This window comes from Acinetobacter sp. SCLZS86 (genome assembly GCF_021560715.1).
Taxonomy (GTDB): Bacteria; Pseudomonadota; Gammaproteobacteria; order Pseudomonadales; family Moraxellaceae; genus Acinetobacter; species Acinetobacter towneri_A.
The window spans coordinates 449,774-463,755 of sequence record NZ_CP090864.1 but is presented as its reverse complement, the minus strand read 5'-3'; the positions used below and the strand labels follow the sequence as shown (position 1 = coordinate 463,755).

Annotated in this window: 13 protein-coding genes; 9 read left to right on the top strand and 4 right to left on the bottom strand. The window is 41.6% G+C overall.

Annotated elements, in window-relative coordinates; genetic code table 11:
• Positions 1-14 precede the first annotated feature (14 nt).
• Together LZP46_RS02020 and tusA are read right to left on the bottom strand one after the other, a co-directional pair.
• Complete coding sequence (locus LZP46_RS02020; protein WP_178318648.1) at positions 15-671, bottom strand: hypothetical protein; 657 nt, start codon at positions 669-671, stop codon at positions 15-17.
• Between the two features lie 725 nt (positions 672-1,396).
• Positions 1,397-1,654, bottom strand: a complete 258-nt coding sequence (gene tusA / locus LZP46_RS02015; protein WP_019836046.1) for a sulfurtransferase TusA — start codon at positions 1,652-1,654, stop codon at positions 1,397-1,399.
• A gap of 197 nt (positions 1,655-1,851) precedes the next feature.
• Between tusA and LZP46_RS02010 the strand changes: the two genes are divergently transcribed.
• Positions 1,852-2,691 (top strand): CBS domain-containing protein, encoded by an 840-nt coding sequence (locus tag LZP46_RS02010; protein ID WP_236094520.1) that lies wholly within the window; start codon positions 1,852-1,854, stop codon positions 2,689-2,691.
• On the top strand, positions 2,688-4,244 hold the full coding sequence (lnt, locus tag LZP46_RS02005) for an apolipoprotein N-acyltransferase (protein WP_236094519.1): 1,557 nt from the start codon (positions 2,688-2,690) through the stop codon (positions 4,242-4,244). Before LZP46_RS02010 ends, lnt begins: the two co-directional genes overlap by 4 nt.
• 112 nt (positions 4,245-4,356) lie before the next feature.
• Here lnt and gspG read toward each other — a convergent pair whose 3' ends face one another.
• Both gspG and gspF read right to left on the bottom strand, forming a co-directional pair.
• Positions 4,357-4,791 (bottom strand): type II secretion system major pseudopilin GspG, encoded by a 435-nt coding sequence (gene gspG, locus LZP46_RS02000; protein ID WP_236094518.1) that lies wholly within the window; start codon positions 4,789-4,791, stop codon positions 4,357-4,359.
• Positions 4,792-4,867: 76 nt separating this feature from the next.
• Entirely contained in the window at positions 4,868-6,073 is a 1,206-nt protein-coding gene (gene gspF, locus LZP46_RS01995) for a type II secretion system inner membrane protein GspF (protein WP_236094517.1), read from the bottom strand.
• Positions 6,074-6,224: 151 nt separating this feature from the next.
• On the opposite strand from gspF, the gene LZP46_RS01990 reads away from it, so the two are divergent.
• The 7 genes from LZP46_RS01990 to LZP46_RS01960 all read left to right on the top strand — a co-directional run bounded on the left by LZP46_RS01990 (position 6,225) and on the right by LZP46_RS01960 (position 13,776).
• Positions 6,225-8,447, top strand: a complete 2,223-nt coding sequence (locus LZP46_RS01990; protein WP_236094516.1) for a primosomal protein N' — start codon at positions 6,225-6,227, stop codon at positions 8,445-8,447.
• Between the two features lie 72 nt (positions 8,448-8,519).
• A complete protein-coding gene (locus LZP46_RS01985) occupies positions 8,520-10,361 on the top strand; it encodes a monovalent cation:proton antiporter-2 (CPA2) family protein (RefSeq protein WP_236094515.1) in 1,842 nt (613 codons plus the stop codon).
• A 50-nt stretch (positions 10,362-10,411) separates the two neighbouring features.
• Entirely contained in the window at positions 10,412-11,287 is an 876-nt protein-coding gene (gene hslO, locus LZP46_RS01980; protein WP_236094514.1) for an Hsp33 family molecular chaperone HslO, read from the top strand.
• Between the two features lie 234 nt (positions 11,288-11,521).
• Positions 11,522-11,986 carry a DUF2147 domain-containing protein gene (locus tag LZP46_RS01975; protein WP_236094513.1) on the top strand — a complete coding sequence of 155 codons (465 nt, stop codon included), beginning with the start codon at positions 11,522-11,524 and terminating at the stop codon, positions 11,984-11,986.
• Positions 11,987-12,242: 256 nt separating this feature from the next.
• Positions 12,243-12,704 carry a DUF2147 domain-containing protein gene (locus tag LZP46_RS01970; RefSeq protein ID WP_236094512.1) on the top strand — a complete coding sequence of 154 codons (462 nt, stop codon included), beginning with the start codon at positions 12,243-12,245 and terminating at the stop codon, positions 12,702-12,704.
• Positions 12,705-13,086: 382 nt separating this feature from the next.
• Positions 13,087-13,422, top strand: coding sequence for a chaperone modulator CbpM (locus LZP46_RS01965; protein ID WP_236094511.1), 336 nt, complete (start codon positions 13,087-13,089; stop codon positions 13,420-13,422).
• 90 nt (positions 13,423-13,512) lie between these two features.
• Positions 13,513-13,776, top strand: a complete 264-nt coding sequence (locus LZP46_RS01960; protein WP_236094510.1) for a YdcH family protein — start codon at positions 13,513-13,515, stop codon at positions 13,774-13,776.
• Positions 13,777-13,982 lie beyond the last annotated feature (206 nt).

Sequence of the window (13,982 nt, the reverse complement as noted above, 5' to 3'; positions counted from 1 at the left end):
GTTGCCTGTGATGGTTAAATTGCCTTCGTTTCAAGAAATGTACTGCCTGTTTCGACTTCTAAAGTGTTTTGTGAGGGTTCAGGTTCTTGAATCGCACTGCCCATCTCGATGTCAGAGGTATCTTGTGGTGCTTCAATATCTTGAATTGCACTATCGACCAAGACGGTGTCGGTTAAAACAGGCTCGGCTACTGGTGGAGCTACCACATCGACTGGTTGCTCTACTTCTGACGGAGGTGATTCAAGTGTAGGTATCGTATCAGGCTGATTGACATCATTATTTTCTAAAACGGTAGCATCATCGCTAGGTACAGCATCATTGCTGTCTAAAAGTGAATCTTCAGTTGGTGATGTATTGCCATGATCTGTACTGCCACCACTCAAACCACCACCATTGGATGATACATCGCCATGATCTAGCTCTAAATTCACAGGAGGTTGATCGGTAATGGGTGCAGATGGTGCGACAGGTTGCTCTACTCCGCTGCCAATGCCTTCATTTGTAGTCGGTTGATCTTCTTGGCTGACATTTTCTGCCCCCAACACATCAGTGACTTGAACTGTGCTTGGCTGAGAGCCTGAACCCGATGAACAGCCTGAGATACTCATGGCCAATAAACACGCCACACTCAGTGGCTTTAAAGAAAAGTTTTGCTTTTTATCTAAAATCATACCGTACTCAATCAAAATGCTGATAACGCAAGATTTATTGATGATTGATCACGTAAAAAATTAAGCAGATTTTGCTCAGTCTAAATGGCATATTTTTTTAAGATAAAGACAATCAGTTAAGCCCCCCAAAATTATTTTTCTTAACTTGACTACTTTAATGCGACAGCTTAATCAGCTTTTTCAGCCTTATAAAACATAAACACTGCCATATAACATTCAAACCAAGCAAAACCCCAAATCTGCTTAATTTTATCCCCAAATGTTCTGCAATCGAACTCAATAAACTGATCACATTATAGGCTAATTTTTCCATATATTAAAAAATATTTAAAATATTTTTGTTAAAAATCAATAACTAAACAATAGACCAAATTCACACTCTAAAAATTATTTCTTATACAACACACAGAACTTTGTTAGATTTTGCACAAGCACACAACTTGCCCTATAAATGCAGAAAAGTTAAAAGTCCCTTAAAAAATGTGTAGCAGATAACGCAACTCGTGGATCGTTTCGCCATTTTTCAACCCAAACTATGAAGCAGGTTAGATTGATACAAAATTGATGAAAAATTAAAAATAAAGTTGAACGTCATGGCTAAAAACACAAAAGGCATATTTCAACTTGCATGAATTGCAAATGAAATATGCCTATATGGATCACATGACTATTTATCGTGTTTAAATTATAGTGTTCTAAAAGTGCTGAGGCTGATTTTTTGCCTATTAGCCTTTTTTCACCAAATAATGAAATTCTTTATTGCCCTGCTCATCTAAGCGTTCTTCTTGCAACAACAACTCATGCCCCAAATGCATACAAAATTTTGGAATATCCCAAGACGTGGAATTGTCAGTTGCAAATACTTCAACCACATCGCCAGACTTAGATTTGCGAATGGCTTGGTGCAACATCATCACTGGTTCAGGACAACGCAAACCGCGGGTATTTAGCTGAATGCTAGGTATGACAGGAAGTTCAGACATGCACAGACTCGGTATTAAAACATCGAGCTAGTTTAGCATAAAGCGCAGCCTTGTTTTATGTATTCCCGCTACGCAAAGCAGCACATCTCGTGACGAAATTGCCAACATTTTCTACCAAGATTAGCAATAGACAACTTTATTTTCTAAGGTATGATTAAGCTAAGTTTTTTTGATATAAAGAGTCTTTAGGAAAGATCATGCACGAGGAATCAGGCCCATCGTGGGGTATGCGTGGCCTAAGAAAATGGTTAGGCACAGCACCAGAAACCCGCGATGAATTGCTAAAATTAGTACAAGATTCACGTCGTTTTTTAGAACCCGATACGGTGGCAATGCTCGAAGGTGTTCTGGATTTACCTGCCACCAAAATCCGTGAAGTCATGACCCCACGCACCGCCATGATTAGCTTACAGGAAGATGATGAGCTACTCGATATTTTGCATGTATTGGTCGAATCGGCACATTCACGTTTTCCTGTGTTCTCATCTGACCAACCCGACAACGTGGTGGGGATTTTATTAGCCAAAGACTTATTGCCTTTACTGACCGAGCAAAGCACTAAAGTTGATATACGTGCCTTAATGCGTCAGCCGTTATTTGTGCCTGAAAGTGCTCGTTCAGACCAAGTATTGCGTATGCTCAAAAACACTCAAACCCATATTGCAGTAGTGATTGATGAGTATGGCACCACTTCGGGCTTGGTTACTTTAGAAGATATTTTGGAAGAAATTGTCGGTGAAATTGAAGATGAGCACGACAATATTGACGAAGAAGCAGAATACATCATCCCCGATAATGACCCAAAAACTGCAAATACTTGGTTAGTACAAGCACTTACACCAATCGAACATTTTAATAATGTTTTAGATGCAGATTTTTCTGACGATGAAGTAGAAACTGTGGGTGGTTTATTGCTTCAGAAAATTGGTTTGGTGAGTGATTTACAAGGGCAAGTGATTGTGATTGGCAATTGGGAATTCACCATTCTTGAAGCAGATGCCCGCACTATTCATCTGATTCGAGCCGTACGTCAATGAGGACTTTTTTTTCCAAGCTGTCTAATCCTGCAGAACATCAACAACTACCCTTAATTTATCCATTAATCATTGCTCTATTGGCTGGTGCAGTGTTTAGTTTTGCACTTGCTCCCTATCATTATTGGTGGATTGCCTTACTTTCTCCCGCTTTACTGTATGCGACCTTAAGCAAACGCACCCCGAAACAGGCCTTTTTGATTGGTTGGTCTTATGGGATCGGACTGTGGTTTGTCGGGGCTTTTTGGCTCTACACCTCTATTCATGTCTATGGCGACACCAATGCCTTTTTAAGCGTACTGATGATTGTCATTATGGCGCTGTTAATGGGATTATTTACTGCCATACAAACTTGGTTGTATCGTCGGTTTTTCCCTGAAACACCACTGACTTTTGTACCGCTCTGGGTGTTGTTTGAATGGGCAAAAACTTGGGTCTTTACAGGTTTCCCGTGGCTGTTTGCAGGTTATGCTTTCACTGAACGCTTTTTGGATAGCTATGCACCACTGTTTGGTATTTTCGGCGTGTCTTTTGCGGTCATCTTGCTGGCCTGTGCGTTGGTTGAGGTCCTTAAAAAACGCATCTTCTGGCTGATTCCATCGGCAATTTTACTCTTGGGTGCATGGGGGGCAGCACAACTCAGTTTTGTGACTGCAAAATCTGAAAAGCCACTATCGGTTTCTCTGATTCAAGGCAATATTCCACAAGACTTAAAGTGGCTCACCGAATACCAAATCAAGACCTTGGAAATTTATACCCGCTTAACCCGAACTGAATGGGGACGCGATATTATTGTCTGGCCTGAATCGTCCATTCCAATGTTCCAGACCGATATTGAACCGTTTTTGGATGCCATGAAAACACAGGCTGAAAAAACAGGCAGTTCGTGGGTGACTGGTATTCCGTATTGGGACTTGCCTGAATCACAAGTGCAGCAACATCCCATGTATTACAACAGCATTATGGCAACGGGAGATGCGGCAGAAGGATTATATAAAAAGCAACGTCTGGTGCCTTTTGGCGAATATATTCCGCTTTCAGGTTTACTCAGCTGGGTATTACCTGCGATGCAAAATGACCCATCCATGAGTGGCTTCTCACGTGGTGCATCTGAGCAAAAACCACTCGCAATTAAGCAGCATCATTTGGGGGCAGCCATTTGTTATGAAGTGGCTTATCCAAACCTGACCCGTCGCAATGCCAGCAAAAGTGACTTTTTGGTAACGGTATCCAATGATGCGTGGTTTACGGGTACTGCAGGGCCGTTGCAACATTTACAAATGGTACAAATGCGTGCCAAAGAAAATGGACGTTGGTTTATTCGTGCCACCAACACAGGGGTGACCGCATTTATTGACCATCATGGACATATTGTCAAACAAGCGCCAATGGATCAGGAGTTTGTGCTGCGTGGAGATCTGCCTGCCATGCAAGGTCAAACGCTGTACACTCAACTCAGCGATTGGCCTGTGCTGATTTTCTCATTGCTGTTGTTAATTATGGGGTGGATTTATCGACCACGTCAGGTAGATGTGTCGTTTAAATCACGTCGTTAATAGTACTGTTCAATAGCGGCTAGAAACGACCATTCATAAAAAAACCGAGCATTAAGCGCTCGGTTTTTTGTGGAGTTCACTAAATCAATATATAGACTCAGTTTATCTTCTATTAAGGCTGATAATAAATATCGGCATCGGTGCCTTCACCACCTTGCTGACCATCTGCACCAAAAGAATACAAGTCAAACGGACGACCTTCTGAACCTGGAATGACATATTGAATGTCATTGTCCCAACTGTCTTTCGGATAGCCTCCTTTCACATAACCGCCTAGTAACCAGTTTTTAGCCGAAGCAGGCTGATTCACTAAGGCATCTAAACCCCCATCTTGCATAGAGGGATATTTTTGATTATCGAGTTTGTATTGATCGAGTGCACCAGCCACACCTTTTAAGGTAATTACCGTGGTATCGACTTTGGCTTTTTCACCACGTCCCATTACGTTCGGTACGATTAAAGCCGCCAACACACCTAAAATTACAATCACCACCATGACTTCAATCAGGGTAAAACCTGACTGTTTGCTCGGTTGCTTCTGTTTCATTCAATCTCTCTCATTTATTGATATCAATTCGACATTTATTTTAGATTCTGTTTGAAGAACGATGCTTCAAAACGATTTAAATCATATTGTTCATATTCACAATTGGCAGCATGACCGCAATCACAATCACCAGTACAATACTCGCCATCAGTACCAACATCAACGGTTCCAATAGTGCCAAAAGGGTGGAAATAAGCGTGGTCACTTCACGGTCTTGCATTTCTGAAGCACGTGACAGCATACGGTCTAACTCGCCCGAAGCTTCACCACTTTTGATCATTTGTACCATCATCGGTGGGAAATAACCACTACGCTCCAATTGCGTCGCCAAGTTACCACCTTCGGTGACTTTTTCTGCCGCCAAATTGACTGCATCACGAATGACCCAGTTATTGCTGACCGCGGCACCAATATTTAGCGCATCCACCAAAGGCACACCCGACTGAGTCAAAATAGACAAGGTGCTGGCAAAACGCGCAGCATTAATCCCACGTGATAATTTTGCAAATAGCGGCAACTTTAAGGTTAAACGGTCAAAGGCATAATGCCCTGCGGTGGTGCGTAAAAAACGCGCCAACAACAATACTCCGACCACAGAAACCACCAGTAAAAACGGCCATGCAACACGAATAAAGTCACTGGCTTTCATTAATGCCACAGTGATCCACGGCAAGGCGTCTTTACTTTGATCAAAGGTTTTAACGATGTCAGGCACGACATAGGTCATTAGACCCATCACAATCGCAAAAGACATCAGCATTAAAATAATGGGATAAATCATCGCCCCTTGAATTTTTTTCTGCATGGCAAAACGGTTTTCGGTGTAATCTGCCAATTGTTCCAAAATTAAATCCAAATGCCCCGAACGCTCGCCTGCGGCAATGGTGGCAATATATAAATCTGGAAAACGCCCCGATTGTTGTAAAGCATTAGCCAATGAATAACCTTCCAATACTTTGGAACGTACCGACATCAGCAAATTTTGCACATGGGCTTTTTCACTTTGTTTACCCACAGCACGAACGGCTTCTTCTAAAGGAATCGCAGCAGCCACCAAAACCGATAACTGACGGGTAAGCAAAGCCAAATCATAAGCGGTGATTTTTCTCTTAAACCGCTGTTTACCACTGTGTTTATCTTTTTGTTCAACGGCATCGACACTGACAGGAATCCATTCTTTGTCGCGTAATTGCTGACGGATTTGTCGTGCAGAATCACCCTCTAAAACACCTTTTTGCTGCTTCCCTGAAGCGTCAATGGCCGTAAATTGATATGCTGGCATTGTAATGCTCTAATTTTCCAAAATTTCTTGCAACGCGGTTGCGTCTGACCACTAAAATCATTCATATTCTTAGATATAAATTCTGTGCTCACTCTAACACATGCCAAAGTCGAGCACGAAGCCATTTTCACAGGACGATACGACTTTTTCTATGCCAGATTCAACTTTAGACCGACAGCCTGTTTATCGTATTCGAGTGGCTGTGCCTGTGTATCTTTACGACTGCTTCGATTATATGCTCAGTGCAGTTCAATATCAGCAAGCAGAAGTGGGCGCGCGGGTCTTGGTTTCTTTTGGTCGGCAAAACTTGGTCGGGATTATTGTCGAAAAACTAGCACTCGATACTCCAATTGATCCACGTTTTAAACTCAAAGCCATTAGCGAACTGTTAGATGGGCAAGCGATTTTAGACCCTAAAGTTTTAACTTTGTTGACATGGTCGGCACAATATTATCAATTCCCGATTGGTGAGGTGATGCAAAGCGCCTTGCCAAGTTTATTGCGCCAAGCCAAACCCTATAATTTATTGGCACGCACTTGGAAATTATTGGATGCACATGCCGAAGCTAAAATTACACGTTCGGAAAAACAACAACAAGCCTATAAAATTTTAAAGTTGCACCCTTCGGGAACTTCTGAAAATATTTTAAATTTGGCAGGCATTGAAACCGCAACCCTAAAAGCCTTGGCAAATAAAGAAATTTGCGCATGTGTTTTGGAAGCCCAAGATTTTAGCCCGATGCCAGTGACTTTGGCACAAATGCCTTTAATCCCTAATCCAGATCAGAAAAAAGCAATTGACAGCGTACTTAAAGTACGACAGCAATATAAAGCCTTTTTGCTAGATGGTTTAACGGGCAGCGGCAAAACTGAAGTGTACTTACACATCATGCATGAGGTACTGAAACAGGGCAAACAAGTGTTGGTATTAGTACCTGAAATTGGTCTAACACCGCAAACCATTAGCCGTTTCCAGTCACGTTTTCACTGCCACATTGCCCTCTTACATTCAGGTCTAAATGATTCCAAGCGCTTGCAGGCGTGGCAAGCTGCACAAACGGGTAAAGCCTCAATTATTTTAGGTACACGCTCAGCCATTTATACCCCATTGCCAAATTTAGGCTTGATTATTTTAGATGAAGAACACGACCTGTCTTTTAAACAGCAGGAAGGTTTTCGCTACCATGCTCGTGATGTTGCACTGTATCGTGCCCATCTGGAAAATTGCCCCGTTATTTTAGGTTCGGCGACTCCAAGCGTTGACAGCTATGCACTAGTCGATCAAGGTAAAATGCAATGTCTAGAGTTAAATCAACGTGCGGGCACGGCACTCATGCCCAAAATCCACCTGATTGATTTAAAAATTGCCAAAAAACAGCACGGTATTAGCCAACAATTGATTGATGAAATCAAAAAACGTTTGGCTAAAAAAGAACAAGTTTTGGTGTTTTTAAACCGACGCGGCTATGCACCTGTATTGATTTGTGAGAGCTGTGCATGGCAAGCCAAATGCCCAAATTGTGATGCCAACTTTACCTTGCATCATCAACCTTATACACATTTGCATTGCCACCACTGCGGTACGATTCATCGTAAACCTGAGCAATGCCCAGCCTGCAACCATGCAGAACTCAAACCAATTGGCATGGGCACTGCCAAAGTCGAAGACAGTTTAAATGAGCTGTTCCCCAATGTAGATGTCATTCGGGCAGACCGTGACTCAACCAGTCGTGTCGGCAGTTGGCAAAAAATTTATGACCGTATTCAACGCAGTGAACCACTGATTTTATTGGGTACGCAAATGCTGGCCAAAGGGCATCATTTTCCGTATGTGACGTTGGTTGCAATTTTAGATATTGATTCAGGCTTACTTAGTGTGGATATTCGCGCACCTGAACGCACTGCTCAACTGATTGTGCAAGTGGCCGGACGTGCAGGGCGTGGTGAGCATAAAGGTGATGTTTATTTGCAAAGTGTGCGTCCCGATCATCCACTTCTCACCACGTTGGTCGAGGGAGATTACCGCAAGTTTGCCCAACAAAGTTTAAAAGAACGCAAAGCTGCACAATTACCGCCTTATCGTTACAGTGCGTTGATTCGCTGTGAATCTAAAAGTCAGGAATTAAACCAACAATTTTTACAACAACATGCACAATGGCTTAGAGAACATTCAGAACAATTAATTGAAATTTGGGGGCCGATTCCTGCGCCAATGGAGCGTAAAGCAGGACGTTTCCATGCACATATGGTGTTGTTGTCTAAAGATCGGGCACGCTTACATTTTTATATCAGGAACTGGTGGCAAAATATGTTGCATGAAAAGCCATCCAGCATGAAACTAAGTTTAGATATAGATCCGCAAGAATTTAGCTAACACCCTAAATTGAAACTGAGCTGCATCAGCACTTATTACAATAATCCACCGCTTTAAACTTTGGATGACCGCATGTCCTTATTGTTACAAATAACCATTTTTCTAGGCGCTTCATTGGTTTTGGTTCCCTTACTAAAACGCTTTGGTATTGCGACTGTTTTGGGCTATTTGTTTACAGGCATCTTGCTAGGGCCGAGCGTATTCAATATTGCCAGTGACCCCGATGCCATTCAGGATTTGGCAGAATATGGTGTGGTGTTTCTCATGTTTATTATTGGCTTGGAACTGCGTCCACAACGGCTGTGGGAAATGCGCAAACCTATTTTTATTTTGGGTAGTTTACAGGTCGGCATTACAGGCGTTTTACTGGCTGTGTTGGCATTTTTTGCCTTACAGCAAGGCATTGCTGCAAGCGTGGTAATTGGTTTTGCATTAGCGCTGTCCTCCACCGCATTTGTGCTGCAAATGCTGCAAGAAAAGCAACAACTCAATAGCAGTTATGGGCAGCAATCCTTTTCAATCTTACTGTTTCAAGATATCGCCGCAATTCCTTTAATTGCCATGATTCCCATGCTGGCAGGTGCTGAATCTACCCACCATGGTATTGCCTACTTTGCAGCCATTATTGCCACCTTTAGCGGACTGTTTTTATTTAGCCGTTATCTAATGCGTCCCTTCTTCCGTTTTGTGGCCAAAAGTGGTGCACATGAACTGATCACGGCAGTAGGTCTATTCATTGTGCTCGGCGTGGTCAGCATTATGGATGTGCTGGGCATTAGCACCACTTTAGGCGCATTTTTAACGGGTGTCTTGTTGGCCGACTCTGAATTTCGTCATGAACTCGAAGCCAGCATTGCACCCTTTAAGGGTCTGTTACTGGGCCTATTCTTTATGACTGTAGGTATGAGCACCCAGCTTTCCTTGTTGGTGGAACAGCCATGGTTGATTATTGGCGGTGCGTTGGGCTTAATGCTCATCAAACTGCTAACCCTAACGGCCATTGCACGTTATTTTGAATATTCTTGGCGCAATAGTTTGCTCTTGGCAACGTGCTTGGCTCAAGGCGGTGAGTTTGCCTTTGTGGTCCTCAGCGTTGCGCAAAGTGAAAGTGTGCTCAGCCAAGCCATACTGCAACCCCTGACCTTAATTGTGACTTTATCGATGGTACTGACCCCAATTTTATATTGGTTGATGAGCAGTCAAATTATTCCTCGCTTAGAACGTGAAAAATCGCCTGAATATGACGAAATTCCCGATACACATCACCCCATGATTATTGCGGGTTTTGGCCGTTTTGGACAAATCATTGCCCGTGTGGCGTACTTACAGCATCAGCACTTTACCGCAATTGACAGTAATATCGACAAAATTGATTTTGTGCGTAATTATGGCGGCAAAGTCTATTATGGCGATGCCACCCAACCTGAAATTTTACGTGCCGCAGGCATCGAGCATGCCCAAATTTTTATTTTAGCCATTGATGATATTGAAGATTCAATGAACGTGGCACGACATATTCGCCTGAATTATCCAGCGCTAAAATTATTGGTACGTGCCCGTGACCGCCATCACGTGCATTTATTACGTGATTTAGGCGTGACCCATATTTGGCGGGAAACCTATTTATCCTCCTTGGGCATGGCCTATCAGGCTTTGCGTGATTTGGGTATTAATGAAGATGATGCCTATAAAAGTATTGAATTGTTCCGTGATTATGATGAACAACTATTGGCACAGCAGCAGCACATTTATACCGATGAACAAAAAATTTATGAAACCCATCGTAATGCCTTGGCCGAATTAGAACACCTGTTTGAAAGTGATGCACAAAACCGTGAAATGCCCTTGGGTGTCGATTTAAAACGTGGCTTACATAGTGGTCATATTGATGTAACACGTGATGCAGCAAACTGACTTGTGTTTTACAATAATGCCACCATTAAAACAGGGTTATGGAGAATTTTATGTCTGATTTACGCCAACGCTTTTTTATTGAAGATAGCCCTGTTCGTGGTGAGGTAGTTCATCTCGAAGAAGCTTTGCAAACCATTTTGAAACAACGTGATTATGTGCCTGCAGTACAAGTGTTGTTGGGAGAAATGCTTTGTGCCACTGCCCTGCTGGCCAGTACCCTAAAAATTAAAGGGCGTATTAGCTTACAAATTCAGGCATCTGGCACATTTAAATGGGCCATGGCGGAATGTAACCACTTGGGTGAAGTTCGTGCGTTGGCAGAGTATGAAGAAGACCCACGCTTTTTACGTGCTGAAGACAGCAGCACCGTCCTGAAAAGTTTGGTCAGTCCTGTACTGTTTATTAATATCGAACCTGAATTTGGTGAGCGTTATCAAGGTATTGTGCCTTTGGACAAAGCCAATTTAGCTGAATGTTTAATGCAGTATTATGACTTATCGGCACAAATTCCAACCCGTATTGTGTTGGCAAGCAATGCCGAACGTGCGGGAGGTCTGCTCATTCAATTGTTACCGCGTAACAGTGAAGAAGAACAACAACGGGTCGATGAAGATTTATGGCCGCGCGTGACCATGCTCACTGAAACCTTAAAAGCGGAAGAATTGACAGATTTAGATGTCAATGAAATTTTGTACCGTTTGTACAATGAAGAACAAGTCCGTTTGCCAGAAGTTGAAGCCTTGCGTTTTGGTTGCACTTGCTCCAAAGAACGTTGTGCCAATGCATTAATTCAAATTGGCGTTTCTGCGGTACGGGAAACTTTGGAACATCAGAATCCAATTACTATGGATTGCCAATTCTGCAGCACACAATATAACTTTAGTGCCGAAGAAGCCTTGGGGTTATTTGGAGAACACCTAAGCTAATTTAGTGATCTAAACCAAGAAAACCATAAAAAATGAGCAGCCTTGACTGCTCATTTTTTATTTCTGCTTTAAGCATCGTTAAAAGCTATCATCCCTTTATTTTTCATGTGATTAATTTCACAAAACTTTCATACAATTACTAGAAAATACCACGGAAATTGGGTATAAATAATCCCATATTTTTTTTATGCCTTTATATGTTTTAGGCTGCTTCTTCTCTGGGATATTGATTTTATGAACACCCAGTTCTTCTCTCGTTTAACATTCATCAGTGCGATTTGTTATTCAAGTTTAGCTTATGCCGCCAATGCAGACCCACTTTTAGGCAAGTGGAAAACATTAGACTACCGCACGGGTTTTTCATTGTCTGACGTGGTCATGCGTAAAGACAAACAAGGCGCGTATGCCGCTACAATTATAGAACTCCGTGCAGTTCCTGGCGCGCCGCGTTTGGAAAATTGCACACTCTGCACGGGTAAAAATAAAGATAAGCCACTGTTAGGTTTTGTTCCATTAACTCACTTAAAAGCTACGCCAAGCTATCAAATTGAATTTTATGAAGGTGATTATTTAGACCCACGTACTGGTAAGCAATATAAAACTCGCGCTCGCTTAAGCAACAACGGCAGACATTTGACCCTCTACAATGTAGATATTTCTACCAATGCCAGCCGTAAAATGACTTGGATTAAATACTAAACGCTGTTCTTACCCCATCTCTTTTTAAGCGATAAGAGTCTGAAATGATTGATATATCCTAAATCGGACTTTTATCGCACTCATCAAAAAAATAGCTTCAAAAGCAAACTACAGTTTTAATTTTCACGTTTTTCTTGCGTATTTCTCTCTAAATTTAGCATGAGCAATTTGCGTCATCAGTATTTTCTTACTATAAAGCTCAAAATAGAACTTTTACTCTATTTTTAAGATTTTTAACGCATTTGAGGACACATTGATGAAAAAAAATTATAAAGGGATTTTTACAGGTCTGATTTTAGCCACACTTTCTAGTTTAAGTTTTGCTGAAAGTGATCCTCTAATTGGCAAATGGAAAACCATTGATGACCGTACAGGGTATTCACGTGCGGATGTAGAAATTCGCAAAAAAGCAGATGGTACCTATGAAGGTATTATTGTTGAAACCCGCAATGTTCCTGGCGCAGAAAAAATGGTGATTTGCAGCAATTGCCCAGGTAAGTTAAAGAACACACCTTTTATTGGCTTGCCGTTTATTTGGGGTTTTAAACATGATGCTAAAAACCCACGTGAATTTATCCAAGGCCATGTTTTAGACCCAATTGGCGGTAAAGTTTATAAAGGTAAAGCTCGTTTAAACGCTAACGGTAAGCGCCTCACCTTACGTGGCTATTTAGGTGTTTCGGTGATTGGCCGCAGTGTGGCTTGGGAAAAATACTAATTCCAAAAACTAAGATTTTGATTTACAGGGTTCTTATTAAAGAACCCTTTTTATTGCTAAATTTTGAAACAATCATTTTTAACACCGTACGACCGTTCAATCCAAAAAATTGAAATAAAGGGTGGCATTGAACAAAAAATAGACTAATATCTATAAGACATTTATACGCATAAGCCAAATTGACACATCAATATAACAGACATGAGCACAGCAAAGGATTGACTGAATTTCACCAAAGGAATACAAATAACAGATTCTATTACAGCGCATACAGGCTAAATTAAACAGAAGCGCTTATTAGATATCTACCAATTATTGATGTAAAGCAATCCCTCATTTCATACGAGCCAACTCGTTAGAATTCGATCAGAAGGAGTATGCCATGACCACTATTTTATATCGTGAAATCACTTCAGACGGACAACACACAGAAATTATTGAAGAATTTAGTCAGTTAGATTTAAAAAAATTTGCCGAAGCTTGCGGGCAAAGCCCTGAATGGGTCTTACAACTTTTAGAATATGACATCCTGCCTTCCCGCCCTGCCGAACGTATCCACCAATTTTTTGGTGAAGATGTCAGTCGTGCACGCCAAGCTTATCGGTTGCAACGTGATTTCGACGCTAGTTTTTCAGCTGTTGCTATGATGCTTGACCTGATTGATGAAGTGCAAAAATTACGCAAACAAGTTAAACATCTGAATTTTCAACATAGTTAATCCTCACGCTCTAGCTCTGTGCTTCATCACCTTGCTGGAGCGTTTTTCTTTTTATGCCCGTAAATTTATTTGATGAGAATGATCGATACAATGAAAACCAAAGACTGCAACAAGAAGATTAAAAATATGTTTCCTGAGTTTCGTGATTTAATTCAGGGTTTACGCGACAGCAATCCACATTTTTCAAAAATTTTTGAAGATCACGAACAGCTTGACCGTGAAATCAGCCAGTTAGAGCTTGATCCTGTGCATCAAATTAATGATGACATTGAAGCACTGAAACGCAAAAAATTAAGACTGAAAGATGAAATGTATCATTTGCTGCGTCATGCACAAAATGATCAATTGGCTTAAAAATACATACAGGTCTGAACTGCAAATCCTCATAAGATCAAATACAGGACACAGCAAGAAAAAACAAAAAGCAAAACAAGATGGCGTATTCAAGTCTGAAAACAGCATTCAAAAAACTGCCATCTTGAGCTAAGTGTCTGCCTATCTGGTTCAATCTGTGGATAAGCTTATCAGCCCTATGGATAACTCTTGAGCTCTGTGGACAA